We start from the raw sequence: 21,803 nt of genomic DNA, 5'->3' as shown, positions 1-21,803 counted from the left end.
GAGAAGGAGGCGGCGGACCTTGCGGGCACGCCGTCTTCATGTCTGTCAGCGATACTGCTTCAGGACGCGATCGGCTTCCTGCTGAGCATCCTTCATTGCTTGGGCAGGGGTCTTCGATCCGGTCAGCGCGGCCTCGATGCCATCGTCGATGATACGCGCGACACGCTGGTTCTCATGCGTCGAAAGCTCAGGCACCAAGTACGGGATCTGATCGTGCGGAACGGCCGCACCGGGGAATTCCTTGACATAGGCCTGCATTGCCGGCGTGTTCCAGGCGTCGTCGCGCGGCGCTATATACCCGGTCTTGATGCTCCATTCGGCGGATTGATCGGCGGACGTCAGCCATTTCGCGAACTGAAAGGCGGCCTGCTGCTTTTCGGGCGCGGTACCGTTGAAGATGAAGATATTGCCGCCACTGGTCGGCGCGCCACGCTTCTTGTGCTCGGGCAGCATCTGCACGCCGAATGGAAACGGCGCATTGGCCTTGACGTTGGTCAGATTGCCACTGGTTGTGGTGATCATGGCGGCGCGGCCCTCGAAGAAGTCCTTCGGGTTTGTCGCCCATTCGATAACCCCCGGCTTCATCACCTTGTGCTTCAGCGCCAGGTCCGTCCAATATTGCAGGCCTTCGATGACCTCGGGGGTATCGAAATAGGTCTGGTCGCCCGAAAGATTGGCGATCGTGCCGCCATTTTGCGCGACATAGCCCTGCAACAGCCAGTAAGACGTAAGCGATGACGGCACTTGCATGCCCCATTGCGTAACGTTTCCGCTGGCGTCGCGCTTGGTCAGCTTGGTGGCAAAGTCGACGACCTCATCCCAGTTTTGCGGACCGACATCTGGATTGAGACCGGCCTGCTTGAAAGCGTCCTTGTTCCAGAAGAACACGGTCGTCCCGCGCTGGAACGGTATGCCCCAGGTCTTGTCCTCGCTCTTGCTGTTGGTCATGAAAACCGGCGAGAAACCGGCAAGCCAGGCCTTATCGTCGTCCGTCTTGATGAAATCATCGATCGGCGCGATCGCGCCCTCGTCGATCAGCGTGAAGAGGTCGGCCGAAAGCATGACCGCCAGTTCCGGCGGCTGGCCGGCCTTGAACGCTGTCAGTGACTTGCTGATCGTCTCGGAATAGGTTCCGGAGTAGATCGCTTTGACCTTGATATCGGGGTTCGCGGTCTCGAACCTTGCGATCAGGTCGTCGACAATCTTGGTCACCGGACCGCCGATGGCCACGGGATAATAGAAACTGATCTCCACGGGCGCCGCCTGCGCCACGCCCAAGTTCAAGCCCGCGCCCAACAGGGCGGCGCCGAGCCACTTGCCACTGATACAAAACATCGTTTCCTCCGGTTTGATGAATTCTGTGATTGCCGCTCGCCGATCCGAAATGGAGGATTGGGAGTGGTCTGCGACGTCAGGGCACGAGGCGCAATGCGCGTTCCGCAGCCGCGTGGCCAATCATCGGCCGACGTTCGATCCTGTTGCCGTCTGCCCCGTCGAAAACATGCATGGCCTCCGGCAGCCAGCCCAGCCTTATCTGGTCACCAACCGATTGCCGCCGGATGCCCTCGACACGCACCTGCAGGAGCTGGTCGCCGATGCTGCATTCGAGGATGCTGTCGGCGCCATGATATTCGATGCCGCGGATCACGGCGGGCACGACGCCATCCTGCTCGATCCTGATTTCCTCTGGCCGCAATCCGAGCAACAGTCCGTCGCCATTGCCTTCGACCAGAGCCGGACCTGACGAACCCTTGACGATCGCGCCGGCCGGCCCGTCGGTCAGTGAGACGAGGTTCATCGGCGGCGTGCCGATGAACCGCGCCGCGAACGACGTTGCCGGCCGCAAATAAAGCGTCGCCGGCTCCGCCTTCTGTTCGATTCGGCCGCCGCGCATGAGGATGACCTGATCAGCAAGGCTCATCGCCTCGATCTGATCATGGGTGACATAGACCATCGTCATGCCCAGCGACTGCTGAATGCTGCGGATTTCCTTGCGCATCTCGTGGCGTAGCTGCGCGTCGAGATTGGAGAGCGGCTCGTCCATCAGGCAAACGGAAGCCTCGGCGACTATCGCCCTGCCGAGCGCGACGCGCTGCTGCTGACCGCCCGAAAGCTGGGATGGCTTGCGGTCAAGAAGCGTCCCCAGCCCGAGAATGTCGACTGCCTTGTTCAGGCGGCGCGCGCGCTCGCCGGCCGGCACCCGCCGCACCTTGAGCCCGAAGACGATGTTTTCAGCAACGCTGAGATGCGGGAAAAGCGCATAAGACTGGAACACCATGGCCAAGCCGCGCTTCGCCGGCGGTTGGCCGGTGATGTCCTTGCCGCCGACGGATATCTGGCCGGAGGTGACAGCATCGAGGCCGGCGATCAAGCGCAGCGTCGTTGACTTGCCGCAGCCGGAGGGCCCCAGCAGGACAGTCAGCGACCCAGGCTTCACCTCGAAGCTGACATCCTTGACCGCGTCGAAGCTTGCCCACCTCTTGTTGAGATTCCTGATCTCGATGCCGGACATGGTGCCTCCCTGTTCCGGTAACCTCCCGCCTGATCCCTCTAGAACCCGCGCAGCGATCGCGCGATCAGGTTGGCGATCGACTGATCGCTGAAATCGAATATTGAACTATCTTATAGAAGTCAATACAATTGTTCACTTCTGGAGCGACAGCGCTCTGATTGCGCCAACCATAAAGAGAGATCAATGGCCTCGATACGCATCATGCAGATATCCGACACCCACCTGTCGCCACGCACGCGTCGCTTCCATGAGAACAACGAACTCATGATCGACGTGCTCAAGGCCGCCGATCACGCACTGATCGTCCATACCGGCGACATCACGCTAGACGGCATCCGCTTCGAGGAGGACTACGCCTTCTGCCGCGAATTCCTACAGCGCGCCGGAAAGGACATCCGGTATATTCCCGGCAATCACGATGTCGGCGACAATCCGCGTCTTTCGCAGCCCGAGACAGTCATGGGCAGTGCGATAAGCCAAACCAGGCTTGAGCGTTACGAGCGATATTACGGTGCCGACAGGTGGTCGATCGATGCCGGCAACTGGCGTCTTCTGGGTATCAATTCGTTGCGCGTCGGCTCGGGACTGGATGGCGAACAACAGCAATATGACTGGATCCGCGAACAGTTGAAGACACTGGGCGACCGCTACCTCGTATTGTTTTCACACCAGCCGCTTTTCGTTGACTCGCCTGAAAGCACGGAGCTGACCTATTGGACCGTAGATCCGATCGGTCGCGAGAATCTCCGTGAACTGATGGAACATCCGCGCTTGAAGATGATCGCCAGCGGCCATCTGCACCAGCAGCGCTCACGCAGCCATGGCGGCGTCCAGTTGGAATGGTGCTCTTCGATCGCCTTCACCACGCGCGAGGAACTGGTGCCCGAAATGGGCGGCAACCGCGAGGTCGGTTACCTCGATCACGTGCTCCACGATGACGGACGTATCGAGACACGCCCCGTGACGATCGCCGGCTTCGTCAACAGCTACCTCGACGACTGCCTGCTCGAGGTCTACCCGAAATACTGATCGTTCAAAGCCGGGTTGCCTTGCAAAATAAGGAGACGCCGCCCGGCATCGGCGTTTCCTCGTTCAGGCGACGGCCTTTTCGAGCGCGTCGTCGGGCTCCGACAATGCGCGCGCCGGCACCAGGGCATGGCCCATCCAGTTCAGGCAGGTGACCGAGGCGATACCTGAATCGATCAGGCTGTTCTCGTCACCTGGCGTCGTGGTGTAATTGCGGTCGGCCAGCGGCTCGATGCTGGCGCTTCGCGCATCCTCCGCATGGATGATGACCCGCGTCGCGCATTTGTCGCGGCCGATCCGCGCCGCGCGCATGGGTGCCGGAACGCTGCGCGGAAGGTTCACGCTCAACCAGTGCCCATCCTGGGCCCAGTCCTGGCGCGCGCTCCAGAAACCTTCAATGCGTGCGGCCAGCCAGGCGATTTCTTCGTCGCCATAAGCCTTGCTGTCTCGCGGCATGGAAAAGGCAACGCCTGCTATGCCGCACAAGGCAGCCTCGCGCGCCACCGCCATGGTGCCGGAATAAGACACGTCCTCGGCGACATTGCGCCCCTCATTGATTCCAGACAGGACGAGATCGGGCTTGATGTCATCGCGGAACACCCAGTGCATGGCGGCGATGACGCAGTCGGCGGGCGTGCCGCTGCACGAATAGCGGCGGTTCGAGACTTCTTCGACGATGAACTGTTGCCGCAGTGTGATCGAATGACCGAAACCACTGCGGTTTCCGGATGGAGCTACGGTCCAGACATCGTCGCTCAAGAGCGCCGCTGCCCTTTCCAGAGTGGCCAGACCCGGCGCGTCTATTCCGTCATCGTTGGAAAGCAATATCCTCATAACACATCCTTCGCTTGGCAAGCGCGCTTCACATTCCGTACATTTATGCCATAGTGAATATTATTGTACAATTCCATAACGAGCTATCGGGTAGCTATCTGAGGCGGACTCGCCTCAGCGGCAGCGGACGGCAAGATTTCCCTCTGCCGACAAATCGTTTAAGGGAATAGTTCTCGAGGGGAGCTGCATGACAGGTTCGGAAAAACGGCCGAGGCGGACCAAATTCCAGTCCGACCAGGACGAACTGAAACTCAGGGCCGCCTATCTCTACTATGTCGAAGGACTGACCCAGGAACAGGTTGCACAGCATCTCGCGATCAGCCGCATCAAGGCGTTGCGCCTTCTCGCCGCGACTCGTGAAGACGGCACCGTCCAGATCACCATCAATTCACATGCCGAATCGCTGATCCGCCTGCAGCGGGACCTGGAGAAGCATCTCGGCCTTGCCGAGGCTATCGTCGTTCCCGCGTCGAGCCAGGACGAAGAAAGCGTTGCGGCGGTCGTCGGCCACGCCACCGGTCGCTACATCTCCGAACAGGTGGCCAACGGGCTGTCGGTCGGGGTCGGCTGGGGCGCCACGCTGCAGGTCTGCATGCGCTCGCTGATCTGGCGGGAAGTCGACGATATGACCGTCATCTCCTTGCTCGGCGGCCTAACCCATGCGACCGCGCACAACCCGTCGGCGGTCGCCTGGCGCTTCGCGGAGTTTTATCGAACCGAACTCTACCAGATCACTGCGCCAGTGTTCGTACCCGACCGCGAACTGGCCGACGCGCTTTGGCAACAGGACGACCTCAAGCAGCTTTACGAGCGCGCGAGAGCCGTCGACATAGCGCTGCTGAGTGTCGGCGACGTCGGTGCCCAAGCCTCGATCTTCCGACGCGGCATCCTCAACTGGTCGGACGCGAAGAGCCTTAAGGATGCCGGGGCTGTCGGCGACGTGCTGTGTCACTTCGTCGACGCTGACGGCAACGTCATAGATCACCCCGTCAACCACCGGGCAATGGCCATCAATCCAGCGGATATACGCAAGGTGCCAAAGGTGATCATCTCCTCCGGTGGCGTACGCAAGATCCACGCGATCCGCGCCGGTATCGCGGCAACCAATGCGAGGCTTCTTGTCACCGACGTTGCGGCCGCGCAGGCCTTGCTCGAACTTGCTCCCCTAAGCCGGAACTCTTGAGCGACAGCAACGCGGAATGATTGGCGGTAAGGTTCAAATTGAATCTGGCGTTTTCTTTTCCGTGTGAAATGATGACTTGTCGCTGGACCATCCGTGCGCAAAGGGCACGGATGAACATCGATTGGGGACTTCCGATGAACGTTCAACAGAAAATGCGGCCGGTTCCGCTTGCCGACACCGGCCCGGCGCATGCGATCGCCGGTCTGTTCGCAGCCGAACTGGAGGTTCCGTCCGTCGGTCTCGACGATAATTTCTTTGATCTGGGCGGCGATTCGCTGATGGCCGAGACCTTGGTGCTTGCCGTGCAGAAGCGGTTCGGCGTCAAGCTGCAGACCTCCGTTCTGCTCGAGGCACAGACGCCGCGCGAGTTTGGCCGTCTGATCGCATCGTTGGTTCCGGCCCATCCGGCCCGTCAATTGATCGTGCCGGTGTCGGGCAGCATCGGCCATGAGCCGATCGCGATGATCCATGGCATTACCGGTTCGGCTCTGTTCGCCAATCGCTTCAGCCGCCTGCTGAAGGAGAAATATGCCATCATGGCCGTTCGCGGCATGGGCACGGAACCCGGCGAGCAGCCATATTCCACCATCGCCGAAATCGGCTCCACCTACTTCGAGGCCCTGACGTCGGTTACCGGGCAGCATCCCGAAGTGCTCGGCGGTATCTGCGTGGGCGGGCTGCTGGCGATCGAAGTCGGCCGGCTGAGCTTTGAGGCGACCGGCCGGCGGCCGGCTATCCTGCTCATCGATCCGCCATCGCCCGGTTCCCCCTGGCTGAAGCCGATGCGCGACAATCAGATGACCGAGGCTAGGCGCCGCCAGATTGCACGCAAGGTCATTTACTGGCGCCTTCAGCGCGACCTCATGAGCGGCCTCGGATTGGGACAAACCCGACTGGGTCGGCACCTGCGCAAGAAGGCGTTCAAGAGCGCGCTGCTGCAGGCAACCGCCGGCTTCGTCCCCTCGTCCTATCCCTGTGACATCCTCATTCTTGCCAGCTCCGAATGGGGCGCTACGACCGTCGAACAATATCAGGGATGGGCATCCGGCAAGGCCACGGTAAAAACGGTGGTCATCCCGGGCACGCACGACAAGTTCCGCGGCGCCAACATGGAGTTGATCGACCGGGAGATCATTGCTTTCCTTTCCGCCCGAAGCGCGGCAGCCAGCGAAGCGCCGCATCGGCAATGAGTTTCGGAAAGCAGATGCTGGAGGCTTTCGCCGCCCATGGCGATCGCCTGGCGATGGTCAGCGACCGCTCGCGCATCACCTATCGGCAGGCCCTGACCGAGATCGGCCATCTTGCCGCCAATTTCAGCGCATCGGGTCTCGGACGCGGCGACCGCGTCGGCCTGGCCATGGTCGACAATATCGACGTGGTGCTGTCCATACTTGCCTGCTGGAAACTCAGCGCCACCCCGGTCGTGATCGACTTCCGTACGCCGGCAAGCCAGCGAGCAAGGCAGGCGCGCGACTTCGGCCTGAAAATGATCTTCGAAAGCCGCGCCATGCCGGGCGACGAGGTCTATCCCAATAGCCTTTTCGATCCCCGCTGGAAATCGGTTTCCGGGCCAGGCTCCGATGCGCCGATGGACGATGCCGGTCCGGCGTTCCTGATCTTCTCATCAGGCACCACCGGCGACCCCAAGGCCTATTCGCAATCGCACGAGGCGCTCTACAGACGCGTTACGGCGCGTCGCGGCATGATGGAGGGGCCTGGCAAACGCTTTCTGACGCCCATGGCCCTGTCCTATTCGGCGATGCGCCATCAGGTCCTTGGCTACCTGCTTTACGGCGGCGTCGTCCGGTTCTTCCCGCCCTTGTTCACGCCTTCCGAGCTTATCGAAGGCTTGCTGTCGTTTCGGGCGAGCGGCACCGCGTTGGCGCCGTCCGTCATTGCCCGAATGGTCAAGGAAGTCGGCCCGCGCAGCAGCCACCTTCTTGCCGACCTCGCTGTGCTCTACAGCGTCGGCGGACCGGCCAAGGGCGAGGACAAGATCGCCGCTTACCGATATCTTTCGCCGGGGTACCGCATTAGCTACTCGTCGAGCCTTACCGGTATAATCTCCTCCCTGTCGGGTACGGACATCATCGCCAAGCCGGAAAGTGCCGGCCGTCCGGTAGCGGGCGTGCAGGTCGAAATCCTCGGTGCCGATGGGCGAGTGCTGCAGCATGGCGAACGAGGGCTGATCAAAGCGCACACACCGACCATGGCGTCCGCCGTGCTGATGCCGGGCAACAAGCTTTTCGTCGATCCGCAGATCATGGGGTCCGATTGGGGCATTCCCGGCGACATCGGCTTTCTCGACACGGAGGGATTTCTGACGATCGTGGACCGCGAGTCCGACATGATCGTTCGTGGCGGGGTCAGCGTCGCGCCGCAGGAACTCGAAAAGCTGATCCGCACCCATTCCAAGGTGCAGGATGTCGCCGTGGCCGGCTTTCCAGACGACACGCTGGGACAGGAAATCGCCGTGTTCATCGTGTCCGAACACGGGACCCTCGAGGAGTTTCAGGCATTCCTGCGCGCCAATATCGCCCCCGACCGCCGGCCGCGTGAGATCAGGCTCGTGGCGTCGCTGCCTTACAGCGAAACCGGCAAGCTCCTGCGGCGCCAACTGGTGGCAACGCTGACGCGCAACTAGACCTCAGAGAAACTGTCGAATTCCGGCAAGCCATGGCTGCGGCCATGGCTGGGACGCCAGCACGTCGAAAACCGCATAGACAAACACCGTCGTCGCCGCCGCGATCACCAGGGGCGAACGCCATGATTTCGAGCCAAGCAACATGATGCTGCCGGCGACGAAAATGAACGTCGCGGCCAGATGCCCGACCACCAGGATCAGGACCGCAAGGGCAAGGCAGAGCCCTACAATGCCGAGGTTTCCCTTCATCGTGGGTTGCGTGGCGGGCGACCATTCGCCGGGAGTTCGCGGGGACGTTGCTGAGAGGGGCGTCGAGGGGCCCCGCTTCCACCATCTCAGCGTCGTCTGCACCGTCGTCACCAGAGAAAACACCATCAGCAATCCGGCCGTGATCATCGGAAAGATAGCGGCTTCGAAGGGAAAGCCGATTGCCGCCGTAACCAGCGCCGCGAGAGCCAGGACGGTCATCGCTGCGCTTGCCACGATATCGGGCAATGCCGGCGGCAATGGTCCGCCGGCATTCCTGGCCCTTATCCACGACAAGGTCTGCCTGATGACCCCGACCACCGCCAGTCCAAGCAAAACAAGCACCAGCGGCTGTGCGAGCCATGACCAGCCGGAAATCTGATAGGCGAGAAAGAAATAGTTCTCGAGGCTTGGACCGAGCACGAAGCCCAGCGAGAAGGCCGAACGCGGCCAATTGAGTTCCTTCATCGCCATGCCGATGGCGCCCATCCCGATGACCAGCACAAAGTCGAAAGCGCTCATATTGGTCTGGTAGGCGCCGACAACGATGAAGGTCACTACAAGCGGCACCAGGACCGCCGCGGAAACTTGGGCGACGCGGGCTAGCGGGCGGGTCAGAACGAGGCAGGTGACTGCGCCGACGATGTTGGCCACGGCAATGCTGAACACCATCGAGATGGTCAGCGCCGCATTCTTTCCGAGCATATCGGGGCCGGGCACCAGGCCATGCAAGACAAAGGCCCCAAGCAGGATGCTCATCGACGCCGAACCCGGCACGCCGAAGGCGATTGTCGGAATGAGCGACCCGCCTTCCTTGGCGTTGTTGGCGCTTTCAGGAGCGATGACGCCCCTCACATTGCCCTCGCCGAACTTCGGCCCGGATCCCGGCCGGCGTGACGCATAGCCATAGGCGATCCAGTCCAGAACGGCGATGCCGACGCCTGGAACCGCGCCAAGCAAGGAGCCGATCGTGCTGCATTTAAGAACCAGCGGCCATTCGCGAAGCGTGTCTAGTATGCCTTGCCACATGCCCGCATAGGTTGGTTTCTCGGCATTGCCCTGGATGGAGCCGCGCAGAAGAAGCGATGCCAGCTCGGGCAAGCCGAACAGGCCGAGAAACACAAGGGCAACCGGCAGGCCGTCCCAGAGGTAGATTTGGCCGAAAGTCCACCGGTCGATGCCGGCGATCTTGTCGATGCCGACGAAGGAGGCCAGCATGCCGAACATGGCCGCCGCCAATCCTTTCAGCGGCTGGCTCCCTGCCAGCATCGCGACGATGGAGAGGCCGAAGGCGCAGATGGCGAAGAAGTCCGGCGTCTTCAGGTAAAGGACCAGTGGCCGCATCACGGGGATCGCCGCGGCCAACACCAGCGCACCGAACACACCGCCGATCATCGACGCCGAATAGGACGCACCGAAGGCGCGCGCAGCCTCGCCCTTCTTGGCCATGGCATGGCCGTCCAGCACCGTTGCCGCCGCGCCCACCGAGCCCGGCACGCCGAAAAGGATGGCCGGTATCGTGTCGGAGGTCGTGTTGACCGAGCCCATGCCAAGCAGCAGCGCAAATGCGGAATAGGCATCCATATTGTACGTCATGGGGATCAGCAGGGCCATCGCGAACAGGCCGCCGATGCCAGGCACCACGCCGACGACGAGACCGGCGAAAACGCCGGCCACAAGCATGAGCATGCGAAATGGCTGGGCCATTTCGACGATTGCCGTAAGGACCAGATCCACGCCCTGAGCCTCGCTCGAGACCTACTTCACCAGATTTCTGGCGGCCTCGAACACATCCGGGCCGACCGCCTGTTGCTGCGAGACAAGCCGGCTTATCTCTTCGCCGCTGGTGGCATTGACGGCCATTTCGCCAAGCTTGCCGATGTCGGCCAAGAAGGCCGGATCCTTGACCATTCGCCCATAAGCGGCGCGAAACGCTTCGACGGTTTCCTTGGGCGTTGCCGGCGGGGCTATCAGAGGGTGATGGAAATGCAGGGCCGATTCGATAAGGGTGGCGGCCTCCTTAACCTTGGGATCCTGGATCCTGGCCGTGAACCTTTCCAGCTTTTCCTCCCCGGGAACCGTACCCGACCCGAATGTTCCGATAAGGTTCAGCGTGTCGCGATTTCCGGAGATATTGTAACTGGAGACACCACACATTCCGGCGATTTCGCCTCGTTGCATCGCGAGCAGGATATCGGCCGTGCCTTCGAAGCCGGTGACCACTTTGAACTTCGCGTTTAGCCCGTTCTTGACCATCGCCGCGAAAATGTAGGTGACGCTGCTCTTGCCGGTCGACCCGACCAGGAAATCGGACTGCAGGAATTTGTCCATCGTGTCGATGCCGGAGCTTTTCGTGGTCAGGCAATAAGCCGGCTCATTGACGAGGGAACCGATCCACTGGAGGGCAAGCGGGTCGAAATTCGCGTTTGCCGGATCGAGGACCGGTGCATAGGACATCGCCTCGCTGACCGAGGCGATCACGCTCCCGTCGGCCGGTTCGCTGCCGAGCACCATCTTGGTGAGCTTGAGGCTGCCGCCGCCCGGCACATTCTGCACGACGATATCGGGATTGCCTGCCAGATAGCGGCCGATGTGACGCGCTATGATCCTGGACGTCTGATCATAGCCACCGCCGGGACCGTAGCCGACCTTGATCGTCACCGTCTTGAATTCGGTTGCCTGCGCGCACACGACAGAAACAGCCCAGACTACAGCGAAGGCTATGGCGCGCAATGCGCGAAAGACCATGGCGGACATAGTAACCCCATACGAAACCCGCGCGCAGTTCTAGCGCCGCTATGGGTGGATTGATAGCACCGCCCTGGATTGGCTGTGGAATATTGCTGCTCGACGGACTTCCAGCCTCGGAGGCTGACGAGTCATGGCAGGCCTGTGAGATGATGGTCTCCGCCAATGGCACCAACGCGGGCACCAAAACGCACGGTGCACGTGGGCGCGCTTGGGGTGAAACACCCGGCCGGATCAGTCTTGATGGATATCGTCGCGGGCCGGCGCGGCGGAGGCGATCTCGAGCAGCGAGGATACCAGCAATTGGCGCTCTTCTTTCGACAGCACATCCGAATCGAACAGACTCATGCTGCGCAGCCCCTCGATGGCGAGGTAGCAGATCAGCAACGCCTTGATGTTCGGCGTCTCGCCCTTCAGTCGTTCGAATAGCCGCTGCTTGAAGGTCTTTATCGGCGTCATGAAATCTGGGTCCTCGGCCATAGCCGAGAATATCCAGGATGCGGAGGGCTGCTCCTCCTCGCAATGCTCGGCCGACAGCCTGATGTAGACGGCGAGCGAGTTTGAACCCTTGTCCTTGCTGCCGGCGACCTCCAGCGCCTCTCCGAAGTCGCGCAAATATTCCTCGACGAGCGCCTGCATCAGCTTGGCCTTGGTCGGAAAATTGTAGAGCAGGCCGCCCTTCGACACCCCGGCACGGCTGGCCACGGCATCCAGAGACAGGCTGCCGGGCCCGGATTCGCGTGCGACATCGGCAGCCGCGGCGAGAATCTTCTCGCGCGAGTTTTTTCGCTGGGCTTTCATCGGGCCTCCCTCGGCAAGCTTAGACCCAATTGACAAGACCGTCCAGACGGTACAGTAAGATCGCGACTATTTGAAATCGGATCCCATCGTCGGTATGTGTTCCGATATCCGCGCCTTGCGCCGGATTTTCCACTGAGGGGACCTCCTTGTTCAAGCGCATACTCCGTAGCTTTCTGGTCATAGTCGTACTGTTGGTGCTTGTCGCCGTCGTCGGCGGCATCGTCTGGTTCAACTATTTTCGCGATGGCATGATCAAACAGTATTTCGCCACCATGAAACCCCCGGCGGCAACGGTATCGACGATCGTCGCCAAGCCTTCGACCTGGACACCCGGCATCGAGGCGATCGGCACGGCCAAGGCGGTTCGGGGCGTCGACCTGACGGTCGAGACCAATGGCATCGTCAAGGAAATCCTGTTCCATGCCAACCAGAAGGTCGCGGACAACGCAGTTCTTGTGAAACTCGACGACGCCGTCGAGCGCGCCGATCTTGACGCGCAAAAGGCGCAGGCCGCTCTAGATCAGACATCGCTGGCCCGTGCCATCGAACTGACGAAGCGGGGCGTAGGATCGGACTCGACGCTGGACACGGCGCGCGCCGCGGCCTCGGCCTCGGCATCCCAAGTCACCAAACTGCAAGCGGTGCTCGACCAGAAGCAACTGACCGCGCCCTTTGGCGGCACGGTGGGCATTCCGAAAATCGATATCGGCCAGTATCTGGCGCCCGGCACGGCTGTGGTGACACTGCAGGATCTCGAGACGATGCGGGTCGATTTCTCTGTCCCGGAACAGCAGCTTCCGCTGCTCAAGATCGGCCAGACGGTTCGGCTGGGCTTCGGCGCCGCTGATATGCCGTTTGCCGGCGCCATCCGCGGCATCGATCCGAAGATCGACTCCTCCAGCCGGTTGGTCAACGTCCGCGCCGAGGTTGCCAATCCCGAGGGAAAGCTCACTCCCGGCCAGTTCGTCCAGGTTCGCGTCGAGCTACCGGAAGAGAAGAACGTGCTGACCCTGCCGCAAACAGCACTGACGACCAGCCTCTATGGCGACTATATCTTCGTCGTGGTGCCCGCAAAGCCCGCAGAGACACCTCCGGCGCAGACAGTCAAGCCGGAGGAAAAGCCCGCCGCCCCGGTCGCCGACAAGCCCGCCGATGCGGGTCCCACGGATGCAAAGTCAGCGGATGCGATGAAACCGGCGGCCGATGCGGCCAAGCCCGCCAACGATGCGGCGAAGCCTGCCGATAACGCCAACGATGCGGCCAAACCCGCAAACAACGGCACCGACGCGGCAAAGCCGGCAGGGGCCGACCAGCCAGCGCTGGTCTTGTCGCAGGTGTTCGTGAAGCCGGGCCGGCGCAACCAGGGCATGGTCGAGATCGTGGAAGGGCTCAAGGCCGGCGACGAGGTCGTCACGGCAGGCCAGAACCGGCTCTTCAACGGCATCTCCGTCACCGTCGACAACACCATCGACCCGGCCAAATCGGCGAACAAGCAGGCCGACCAGCAATGAGCTTTTCCGATCTCTTCATCCGCCGGCCAGTTCTATCCACAGTGCTAGCCTGCATGATCCTGCTCCTGGGTTTCCAGGGCATCTTCAACCTGTCGATCAGGCAATACCCGAAGGTCGACGAAACCGCGATCACCATCACCACGGCCTATCCCGGCGCCAGCGCCGACCTGATCCAGGGCTTCATTTCCGCCCCGATCGCTCGCGCCGTCGCGTCGACCGAGAACATCGACTACGTCACCTCGTCCAGCCGTCCGTCGTCCAGCACTGTCACCGTGCAGATGAAGCTCGGATCGAACCCCGACGTGGCGCTGACCGAGGTACTGTCCAAGGTCCAGGGCGTGCGGGGCACCCTGCCGGAAGCCTCCAAGGATCCGGTCATCGTCAAGGGCACCGGCCAGCAATTCGCGATGATGTACATCTCGATGCAGAATCCGAACATGACGAAGGAGCAGCTGACCGAGTATATCGAGCGTGTCATCCGGCCGCGAATGTCCACGGTCGAAGGCGTTGCCGACGTGCAGATCTTCGGCGCCCAGGAATACTCGATGCGGGTGTGGATCGATCCGGTCCGGCTTGCGGCGCGCGGCGTGACGGCGGCGGAGGTGCTGACCGCCATCAACAATTCCAACTTCCTCTCCGCGCCAGGCAACACCCAGAACGAGTATGTCGTTTCGTCCGTTACGGTCCGGTCGACCTTGCAGACGCCGGAGGCGTTCGCCGAGTTGCCGCTACGCTCGACCGACGGCAATGTCGTGCGGTTGCGCGACGTGGCGCGCGTCGAACTCGCCGCCGCCAACACCGACACCAGGGTTTCGTTCAACGGCAAGCCGGGCACCTTCCTCGCCATCTTCCCGACGCCTGCCGCCAATCCGCTGACCACGGCCGCCGCGCTCACCAAGCTGGTTCCGCAGATCCAGGAGACATTGCCCAAGGGCATGACTATCGAGGTCGTCTACGACGCCACCGGGCAGATCAGCGCCTCGATCGAGGAGGTGTTCAAGACGATCGCCGAGGCGGTTGCCATCGTTATCGTCGTCATCCTGCTGTTCCTGGGCTCTTTCCGATCGGTGATGATGCCGATCATCACCATCCCGCTGTCGTTGATCGGCGTCTGCTTCCTGCTGTTCGCGGTCGGCTATTCGATCAACCTTCTGTCGCTGCTGGCCATGGTTCTGGCCATCGGCCTCGTCGTCGACGACGCCATTGTGGTCGTGGAGAACATCCACCGGCACATGGAGGAAGACCATATGTCGCCGATGCAGGCGGCGTTCAGCGGCATGCGCGAAATCGCTTCCGCCATCGTCGCCATGACCATGACGCTGGCGGCGGTCTTCGCGCCGCTGGCCTTTACCGGCGGCCTCACCGGCGCGCTCTTCCGCGAGTTCGCAGTCACGCTCGCCGGCTCGGTGGTGCTGTCGGGCATCATCGCCATTACCATCACCCCGATGATGTCGGCGCGCCTCCTGAAAGCGGGTACGCCAGGTCGTTTCCAGCGCATCGTCGACGGCACCTTCGCGCGGGTTGAACGCGTTTACGAGCGGGCCGTCACCGGATCCCTGAACTATCGTCCGCTGACGCTGATCATCGTGCTCGCCCTTGTCGGGGTCACCGGCTTCATGTTCACTAAGACGTCGAGCGAACTGGCGCCGGAAGAAGACCAGGGCTTCCTTCTGTCGCTCGTGACGGCGCCGCGTTATGCGACCTCCGATTACACCGAAACCTACGTCAACCAGATCCTCGGACTGGTGAAGGACATTCCCGAAACGCGAGCGCAGTTCTCGGCCGTCGCCTTCGGCGGAACGACGAACACCGCCTTCGTCGGCTTCGCCTTCAAGGACTGGGCGGACCGCAAGCGCAATTCCAAGGAATTGCAGGCCGACATCACCGCGCGGATCGCAAAGGTCGCGGGTGTGCAGGCGTTCGTCTTCGCGCCTCCTACCTTGCCGGGTTCCGGCGGCGGTCTTCCCATCGCCATGGTGGTGCGATCGACCGGCGATGCCTCCGAGGTCTACGAGGCGGCCGAGCAGATCAAGAACAAGGCGCAGGCTTCCGGCCGCTTCATCGTCGTGCAGAATTCGATGGCTTATGACGCGCCGCAGGTGACGATCACCATCGACCGCGACCGCGCTGCGGCGCTGAACCTGCCTATCGCCGATATCGGCCGGACCCTGACCTTGCTCGTCGGCGGCGCCGAAGTTGCGCAGTTCGACCGCGACTCCAACAGCTACGACATTATCCCTCAAGTGCCGCAGGAATTCCGCGACAATCCCGAAAAGCTCGGCCAGTATTTCGTCCGCAGCGTCACGGGGGAGATGGTACCGCTGTCGGCAGTGGTGAAGATCTCGAGCAATGCGTCGCCGGCCGCCATCGAGCAGTTCAACCAGCTCAATTCGGCGACCATTTCCGCTTTGCCGCTGCCCGGAGTCACCACCGGCGACGGCCTTAAAGCACTGGAGGACATCGCTAAAGAGAGCTTGCCCGACACATTCTTCATCGATTATTCCGGTCAGTCCCGGCAGGAGAAGGAACAGGGCAACACCATCCTCATCGCCTTTGCGGCCGCCGTGGTCGTCATCTACCTGGTGCTGGCGGCGCAGTTCGAGAGCTTCCGCGACCCGCTGATCATCATGATGGCGGTGCCGCTGTCCATCTTCGGCGCGATCGTGCCGCTCAATCTGGGCCTCGGCACGCTGAACATCTACACCCAGGTCGGGCTGATCACGCTGATAGGCCTGATCACCAAGCATGGCATCCTGCTGGTCGAATTCGCCAACCAGCAGCGCGAGAAGCATGGCATGCGACGCCGCGACGCCATCGTCGCTTCGGCCAAGGTTCGGCTGCGGCCGATCCTGATGACGACGGCGGCCATGGCGCTCGGTGTCGTGCCGTTGATCACATCGAGCGGCGCAGGCGCGGCGGCGCGTTATTCGATGGGTCTGGTCATCTTCACCGGCATCCTTGTCGGCACCATGTTCACGCTGTTCGTCGTGCCCATGTTCTACACTTTCATCGCCAGCAAGGATTTGCCGCATCACGCGGAGAAGCCGGATCCGAAACTGATGCCTGCAATGCAGGACTGAAACAAAAAGAGGCCGGATTTTCCGGCCTCTTTTTTGCGCGGCACTGCCGGTTTGGCGTGCTCGGCGCTGCCGATGCGCAAGGCCATCGGCTACCTGGCAAAGCCGTGTGACACGGCCCTTCAGGCTGCTACTTGACGATCACGATGCTGGTGTTGGCCGGCCCGAAGGTTTCAACGAGCTGGTAGAAGTCCGCGGCATGGTCTGGATGCAGACGCACGCAGCCATGTGAAGCCGGCTGGCCGAGGCGCTTGATCGCATAAGTGGCGTGAACCGCGTAACCGCCGCTGAAGAAGACCGAGTGCGGCATCGGCGCGTTGTCGTATTTCTTCGAGTACCACATCTCGTGCATGCGTGTCGGCTTGAACGAGCCGGTCGGCGTCACATGCGCCCTGTCACCGGTGGACACCCTCCATGCAAAAGTCGGCCGGCCATCCACAGAGACCTGCATGATCTGCTGCGATAGCGAGACCGTTGCAACAATTTTGTTGGCGGCGTGAGCGGCGCCCGCGCCGGTGCCGAACAGCAGCGCGGCGCCCGTCAGGGCAGCGGCGGCAACGTTGATAAGCCTGGTGTAAATGATGGTGCGCATGGTGTCCTCTCTCTGCCGGCTCGACCGGCTCAATTCGATGGCCGCCTTATCGTCCTTGCGTGTTTCGAATAGATTTCGAGAAATGCGCGTTTATGTTTCGTAAATGTTTCTAAAAGTTAACGCCCCAGCTTGACTCCGACAGTAATCGCCACCCTCGTTCCCGCCACCAGCTCAAATTCCACGACTTCCTAAGGGTTTAGCACGACGAACGCGCGGTTTGCCCTCATATGAAAGATGGTTTTCGCGATATCGAAACCAGGCAGCAACAAAGCTCCGCGCGGAGCGGCATGATCCGGATACGCGCGACAAGCACAGTCTGCGCAACGAAACAGACGGCAACGAGACAGGGCGCCGACACCGAATGCCCTGCCTCTGCATCTTTGACTAGACGCGCCGCCTTGTTTCTAGCCTTGGTCTGGAACCGTTTCCAGCCTGCGCACAGTCCGGCTGAAGGCCCTCTGGCGGGTCGGCCTGAAGCTGATGGTTGCGCGGCCCCTCCGGCAACTTGCTGCCGAGAGGACCGAAGGCCCGCGCCGCGACGGGGGGCTCCGTGAGCGGCGCGGGCGCTTCGGTGGCGACACGAATCGACGCTCGACCGCCCGGCTTGAACAACGCCATTTTGGGATTTACGATGAAAACGAAACTTGCTGCCTCAGTGCTTTCCGCGCTTCTCTACGCTCAGGGCCTGCTCGGCTTTGCCGGCCTTGCCACCGTTCTCTTGCGGGATCGCGCTCAGGCAAGCGAAATGGCCGCCGGCAATGACGTGCCTTCGGGACCGTCACTCCTGGTGGTCCGCTAAGCATCCGCGTATCAGCGAAAACAAGCCTATGCTTCGCCAAAACGATCGACGGCACGTCAGGTCGTCAGTCCGTGAATTGCAGCGGCGGATCGAATCGGTAGCCGGCGCCGCGTATGGTGGTGATCGTCTCGGTGTCGAGCTTGCGGCGCAGCCGCACGATCCGCGAATCGATCGAGCGATCGAAGGCGTCGGCATTTTCGGCAGGTGCTGCGGCAATGATGTCGTCGCGCGTCAGCACCTTTCGCGGGCTGGCCAAGAACAGCCTGAGCAACGCCACCTGTCCGGGCGAAAGCTGCTCTTCCGTGCCCGAACGATGCATGACCATGGCAGATCTCAGGTCTACGGTGGCATTCTCCAGCACGACCAATTCCTGGATGCCCCTGCCGCGCCGCGACACCAGGCCGCCGACCCGCGCAGCCAGTTCCCTGACATTGAGCGGGCTTTCGACGACGTCAGCCGCGCCGAGCTCCAGGGCCAGCACCTTGTCGATGAGATCTGCCGGCCGGCAGATCAGGATGAAATCCGGGCCGATCTGGCCATCCGCGCCTTGGCCCCCATAGCGCCTCAGCAGGTCGCGCCCTTCCGCTTGGCTAAGACTGTCGCCGACGACCACGACGTCGATGCCCCTTCCCGAGAGCAGCGATTCGGCTTCCCATGGCTGGCGCGCCTGGCGCACATCGTGGCCACGGCGCTCGAGATGGTCGGCGAGTTCGGTCGCCACCACCTCGGCCACCGAAACAAGCGCGATAACGGGTCGTGCGGCCATGTTTCCCAACCGTTCCCAGGCAACCGGATATGAGTGCTGGACATGATGTTTATACCCAATCTACTTTCCACTGAAAGTGGGAGCGAGGCTATCGTGCGGGCAAGGATTATCATCGTCGAGGATGAACCCGACCTGAGGGACGCGGTGGCCGAATATCTTGGCGCCGCCGGCTATGACACCGTCACCGCGGAAAGCGCTGCCGCTGCGCGCGCGCTGCTCGAGACGCAGTCGTTCCACCTGGCCATCCTCGACATCGCCATGCCGGGCGAGGACGGCCTTTCGCTCGGCCGCTGGTTGCGCTCGAAGCTTCCAGTCGGCATCATCTACGCGACCGCTGCCGGCACCGCGCTTGACCGCATCGTCGGGCTGGAACTCGGCGCCGACGACTACATCGTCAAACCTTATGAATTGCGCGAGGTCCTGGCGAGGGTCCGCAGCGTGCTGCGTCGCGTGCCACAACCGACCGAGCCGCTGCAGAAGAAAGCGAAGGCCGAACGTCGTTCGCTCGCCTTCGGTCCGTTCCAGGCCGACCTCGACGGGAGGCTGGTGACCGGAGCCAATGGCGCCGTTATCGACATGGCCAAGAGCGAGTTCGACGTCCTGGAAGTTTTCCTGACCCGTGCCAACCGGTTGCTGACGCGCGCCGCGATCTCCGAGGCGATAGGCTTCACGGAGGATCCCGACTCATCACGCGCCGTCGATATCCGCATCATGCGGCTGCGCAAGAAGATCGAGGCTGATCCCGCCAATCCAAAATTCCTGCGCACGGTTCGCGGCGAAGGCTATATCTTCTCGCTGCCGCCCGGCGACGGCAACTGAGCATAGAGCATCACGGAGATGCGGGGCCGGCACTTGCCTGGACCGAATTGGCATGACCTGGAATGACGGCTGAAGATGGGCGTTGAACCAACAGGCACGGAGATGCAGGGAACCCGGCAGGGCGCGGCAATGGCCGCCGTGCGCGTCGTTCGCCGGCTTCGCGAAGCCGGCGATTGGCAGCGCGAAGCGGTCGGTATCCTGCAAACGCTTTGCCAGGCCATGGATTGCCAGCGCGGCATCCTGTTTCGCCTGCGCGAACTGCCCGGCCAGGGTTTCGCCCAGTCGGTCGCCGCCTACTGGATCAATCCGGCTTTTGGCGGCGAACTGGCGTCCCCAACCGTCATCATGCAATCAATTGTGAACTCCGATCCATTGCTGGAACGGCTGGCTGAGGACGAACGGCAAGGCAAGATCTTCTCCGGCCATACGCGCAACCTGGATGGTTTTCTGCGCACCGACTTCGAGAAACAGGGCATCAAATCATTTCTTTCGGTGTCGGTTTTCGCCCACGGCCATCTGTGGGGCACGCTGGCGGTCAATGATTGCGTCCATGAGCGCGAATGGACCGACGAGGAAGAGGCGACGCTGCATATCATCGCCCTTGCCATCGGCGATGCCATCGAACGATCGCCCTCCGACGCGCACGCCAGCGAAGTCATTCGCCGCACCATGCTGCAGGCCTCTCTCGACGCCATCATCGTCATCGATGAGACCGGCTCGATCATCGAATTCAACCCGGCCGCAGAGAAGATGTTCGGCTTCGCGCGCAGCGATATACTGGGCAAGGACCTGCTCGACACCGTCGTGCCGGCATACTACCGCAAGGGCTATTCGTCGGGCGCCGAATACATGTCCGGTCGCGGTGCGCCAATGGTCGGTCACCGGCTGGAGACGGTAACCCAGAACGCCGCCGGCGAGGTGTTCCCGATCGAGTTGACGGCAACCGAAATGCGGGTGGCCGATCGCCGCCTCATCTTCGGCTCGATCCGCGACCTGCGCGACAAACTACGGGCCGAGGAGGAGATCGGCCGTCAGCGCGAAAAACTGCACCAGAACGAAAAAATGGCGGCGATGGGATCGTTGCTCGCCGGCGTCTCGCACGAATTGAACAATCCGCTTGCGGTGGTGGTGGCGCAGTCCACACTGCTGCACGAATTCGCCTCCGACCCTCAGACCAAGGTCCGTGCCGAGAAAGTGCGCGCGGCCGCCGAGCGCTGCGGCCGCATCGTCAAGAGCTTCCTCTCCATGGTCCGCCTCCACCCTGCGGCACAGGCGGAGACCGACCTCAACCAGGTGATCCGGGCCGCGCTGGAGGTGACCGCCTATGGCGCGCGCTCAAGCGGCATCATCATCGACACCGATTTCGCTCCGGGGCCGCTTCTGGCGATGGCCGATGCCGACCACGTGACGCAGGTGGCCGCCAATTTCCTCATCAACAGCCAGCATGCGCTTGCCGGCATCGCGGGGGAACGGTTGATCAAGGTCCGGACGTTTCGCAGCGAGCGCGGCAACCCCGGCTTCTCGGTGGAGGACAATGGCCCCGGCGTGCCGGAAGCGATACGCAGCCGCATCTTCGAATCCTATTTCACCACCAAGCCGGTGGGCGTCGGCACCGGCATCGGCCTGTCGATCTCGAAATCCATCATCGAGCGACACAATGGCAATATCTGGTTCGAGGAAGTGCTGCCGAAAGGCGCGCGTTTTGTCGTGCAATTGCCGGCCATCGCGACCGGCACTGCAGCTGCCGGCGAAAACCAGCCGCGTTCGAGCGGCCTGCGTCATGCCCTGATCATCGACGATGAGCCTGATGTCGCCGGGTCGCTGTCCGATATTCTCGAATTGATGGGCATCAAGTCGCGGATCGTGGCCGGTTGGGACACGGCCGGCAGCACCTTGAGTGGCCATATGCCGCCCGACATCGTGTTTTCCGACCTGCGGATGCCCGGCACGGGCGGCATGGCGATCTATCGCGAACTGCTCGCCGAGAGGCCGGGACTGGCGCGGCGCTTCGTGCTGGTGACCGGCGACCTGATCGGCGCCAAGGCCGAGATCGACGCCTTGCCGGCGCGTCAGAGGCCGCAGATCCTGGAAAAGCCCTTCAGCACGCTGGATGTTCGCAGCGTGCTGTCGGCGATAGCCGAACAGGCCGCCTCGGAGGACTAAAAAATGGCTCCCGGCCGACTTGCGGCGGGAGCCTAGCGGAGCGCTGGAGGGGGCGCTCGGGGAGGTCAGGGCATCATCCCGA

Annotated in this window: 17 protein-coding genes; 9 read left to right on the top strand and 8 right to left on the bottom strand. The window is 62.1% G+C overall.

What is annotated here, in order from left to right; all coding sequences use genetic code 11:
- Positions 1-45 precede the first annotated feature (45 nt).
- On the bottom strand, positions 46-1,335 hold the full coding sequence (locus tag LB513_RS24310) for an ABC transporter substrate-binding protein (RefSeq protein WP_224666028.1): 1,290 nt from the start codon (positions 1,333-1,335) through the stop codon (positions 46-48).
- Positions 1,336-1,411: 76 nt separating this feature from the next.
- Positions 1,412-2,512: an ABC transporter ATP-binding protein gene (locus LB513_RS24305; RefSeq protein ID WP_224666027.1), complete on the bottom strand. Its 1,101-nt coding sequence runs from the start codon at positions 2,510-2,512 to the stop codon at positions 1,412-1,414.
- 183 nt (positions 2,513-2,695) lie between these two features.
- Between LB513_RS24305 and LB513_RS24300 the strand changes: the two genes are divergently transcribed.
- Positions 2,696-3,541 carry a metallophosphoesterase family protein gene (locus tag LB513_RS24300; RefSeq protein ID WP_224666026.1) on the top strand — a complete coding sequence of 282 codons (846 nt, stop codon included), beginning with the start codon at positions 2,696-2,698 and terminating at the stop codon, positions 3,539-3,541.
- Positions 3,542-3,604: 63 nt separating this feature from the next.
- Here the strand turns inward: LB513_RS24300 and surE are convergent, their stop codons facing one another.
- The gene (gene surE, locus LB513_RS24295; RefSeq protein ID WP_224666025.1) at positions 3,605-4,372 is read right to left on the bottom strand and encodes a 5'/3'-nucleotidase SurE; all 768 of its coding nucleotides are present in this window, start codon (positions 4,370-4,372) and stop codon (positions 3,605-3,607) included.
- A 187-nt stretch (positions 4,373-4,559) separates the two neighbouring features.
- Here surE and LB513_RS24290 point away from each other — a divergent pair, with 187 nt between their 5' ends.
- From LB513_RS24290 to LB513_RS24280, 3 genes are all read left to right on the top strand, one after another.
- On the top strand, positions 4,560-5,555 hold the full coding sequence (locus LB513_RS24290; protein WP_224666024.1) for a sugar-binding transcriptional regulator: 996 nt from the start codon (positions 4,560-4,562) through the stop codon (positions 5,553-5,555).
- A 134-nt stretch (positions 5,556-5,689) separates the two neighbouring features.
- On the top strand, positions 5,690-6,745 hold the full coding sequence (locus LB513_RS24285) for an alpha/beta fold hydrolase (protein ID WP_224666023.1): 1,056 nt from the start codon (positions 5,690-5,692) through the stop codon (positions 6,743-6,745).
- Positions 6,742-8,199, top strand: a complete 1,458-nt coding sequence (locus LB513_RS24280; RefSeq protein ID WP_224666022.1) for a class I adenylate-forming enzyme family protein — start codon at positions 6,742-6,744, stop codon at positions 8,197-8,199. Before LB513_RS24285 ends, LB513_RS24280 begins: the two co-directional genes overlap by 4 nt.
- 3 nt (positions 8,200-8,202) lie before the next feature.
- On the opposite strand, the gene LB513_RS24275 is transcribed toward LB513_RS24280, so the two are convergent.
- From LB513_RS24275 to LB513_RS24265, 3 genes are all read right to left on the bottom strand, one after another.
- Complete coding sequence (locus tag LB513_RS24275) at positions 8,203-10,182, bottom strand: tripartite tricarboxylate transporter permease (protein ID WP_224666021.1); 1,980 nt, start codon at positions 10,180-10,182, stop codon at positions 8,203-8,205.
- Positions 10,183-10,203: 21 nt separating this feature from the next.
- Positions 10,204-11,202, bottom strand: coding sequence for a Bug family tripartite tricarboxylate transporter substrate binding protein (locus LB513_RS24270; RefSeq protein ID WP_224666020.1), 999 nt, complete (start codon positions 11,200-11,202; stop codon positions 10,204-10,206).
- A gap of 225 nt (positions 11,203-11,427) precedes the next feature.
- On the bottom strand, positions 11,428-11,994 hold the full coding sequence (locus tag LB513_RS24265) for a TetR/AcrR family transcriptional regulator (protein WP_224666019.1): 567 nt from the start codon (positions 11,992-11,994) through the stop codon (positions 11,428-11,430).
- A 146-nt stretch (positions 11,995-12,140) separates the two neighbouring features.
- Here LB513_RS24265 and LB513_RS24260 point away from each other — a divergent pair, with 146 nt between their 5' ends.
- Positions 12,141-13,505, top strand: coding sequence for an efflux RND transporter periplasmic adaptor subunit (locus tag LB513_RS24260; RefSeq protein WP_224666018.1), 1,365 nt, complete (start codon positions 12,141-12,143; stop codon positions 13,503-13,505).
- Positions 13,502-16,585, top strand: coding sequence for an efflux RND transporter permease subunit (locus tag LB513_RS24255; protein WP_224666017.1), 3,084 nt, complete (start codon positions 13,502-13,504; stop codon positions 16,583-16,585). Before LB513_RS24260 ends, LB513_RS24255 begins: the two co-directional genes overlap by 4 nt.
- A 127-nt stretch (positions 16,586-16,712) precedes the next feature.
- Here LB513_RS24255 and LB513_RS24250 read toward each other — a convergent pair whose 3' ends face one another.
- Positions 16,713-17,174, bottom strand: coding sequence for a L,D-transpeptidase (locus LB513_RS24250; RefSeq protein ID WP_224666016.1), 462 nt, complete (start codon positions 17,172-17,174; stop codon positions 16,713-16,715).
- Between the two features lie 631 nt (positions 17,175-17,805).
- Here LB513_RS24250 and LB513_RS24245 point away from each other — a divergent pair.
- The gene (locus LB513_RS24245) at positions 17,806-17,973 is read left to right on the top strand and encodes a hypothetical protein (RefSeq protein WP_224666015.1); all 168 of its coding nucleotides are present in this window, start codon (positions 17,806-17,808) and stop codon (positions 17,971-17,973) included.
- A gap of 64 nt (positions 17,974-18,037) precedes the next feature.
- Here LB513_RS24245 and LB513_RS24240 read toward each other — a convergent pair whose 3' ends face one another.
- On the bottom strand, positions 18,038-18,739 hold the full coding sequence (locus tag LB513_RS24240; protein WP_224666014.1) for a response regulator transcription factor: 702 nt from the start codon (positions 18,737-18,739) through the stop codon (positions 18,038-18,040).
- Positions 18,740-18,784: 45 nt separating this feature from the next.
- On the opposite strand from LB513_RS24240, the gene LB513_RS24235 reads away from it, so the two are divergent.
- Positions 18,785-19,558: a response regulator gene (locus LB513_RS24235; protein WP_224666035.1), complete on the top strand. Its 774-nt coding sequence runs from the start codon at positions 18,785-18,787 to the stop codon at positions 19,556-19,558.
- Between the two features lie 75 nt (positions 19,559-19,633).
- A complete protein-coding gene (locus LB513_RS24230; protein WP_224666013.1) occupies positions 19,634-21,721 on the top strand; it encodes a sensor histidine kinase in 2,088 nt (695 codons plus the stop codon).
- Positions 21,722-21,803: the final 82 nt, after the last annotated feature.

The sequence above is a fragment of the Mesorhizobium sp. ES1-1 genome (assembly GCF_020164785.1).
Taxonomy (GTDB): Bacteria; Pseudomonadota; Alphaproteobacteria; order Rhizobiales; family Rhizobiaceae; genus Mesorhizobium.
Note: the sequence above shows the minus strand (reverse complement) of the source record. Positions and strands in the feature narration are given on the sequence as shown.

Coding starts and splice junctions, on each gene's coding strand:
- LB513_RS24285 (WP_224666023.1), top strand. CDS start 5,690: ATGAACGTTCAACAGAAAATGCGGCCGGTTCCGCTTGCCGACACCGGC.
- LB513_RS24250 (WP_224666016.1), bottom strand. CDS start 17,174: ATGCGCACCATCATTTACACCAGGCTTATCAACGTTGCCGCCGCTGCC.
- LB513_RS24245 (WP_224666015.1), top strand. CDS start 17,806: ATGAAAACGAAACTTGCTGCCTCAGTGCTTTCCGCGCTTCTCTACGCT.
- LB513_RS24230 (WP_224666013.1), top strand. CDS start 19,634: ATGGGCGTTGAACCAACAGGCACGGAGATGCAGGGAACCCGGCAGGGC.
- LB513_RS24270 (WP_224666020.1), bottom strand. CDS start 11,202: ATGTCCGCCATGGTCTTTCGCGCATTGCGCGCCATAGCCTTCGCTGTA.
- LB513_RS24255 (WP_224666017.1), top strand. CDS start 13,502: ATGAGCTTTTCCGATCTCTTCATCCGCCGGCCAGTTCTATCCACAGTG.
- LB513_RS24240 (WP_224666014.1), bottom strand. CDS start 18,739: ATGGCCGCACGACCCGTTATCGCGCTTGTTTCGGTGGCCGAGGTGGTG.
- LB513_RS24235 (WP_224666035.1), top strand. CDS start 18,785: ATGTTTATACCCAATCTACTTTCCACTGAAAGTGGGAGCGAGGCTATC.
- surE (WP_224666025.1), bottom strand. CDS start 4,372: ATGAGGATATTGCTTTCCAACGATGACGGAATAGACGCGCCGGGTCTG.
- LB513_RS24310 (WP_224666028.1), bottom strand. CDS start 1,335: ATGTTTTGTATCAGTGGCAAGTGGCTCGGCGCCGCCCTGTTGGGCGCG.
- LB513_RS24300 (WP_224666026.1), top strand. CDS start 2,696: ATGGCCTCGATACGCATCATGCAGATATCCGACACCCACCTGTCGCCA.
- LB513_RS24290 (WP_224666024.1), top strand. CDS start 4,560: ATGACAGGTTCGGAAAAACGGCCGAGGCGGACCAAATTCCAGTCCGAC.
- LB513_RS24305 (WP_224666027.1), bottom strand. CDS start 2,512: ATGTCCGGCATCGAGATCAGGAATCTCAACAAGAGGTGGGCAAGCTTC.
- LB513_RS24280 (WP_224666022.1), top strand. CDS start 6,742: ATGAGTTTCGGAAAGCAGATGCTGGAGGCTTTCGCCGCCCATGGCGAT.
- LB513_RS24265 (WP_224666019.1), bottom strand. CDS start 11,994: ATGAAAGCCCAGCGAAAAAACTCGCGCGAGAAGATTCTCGCCGCGGCT.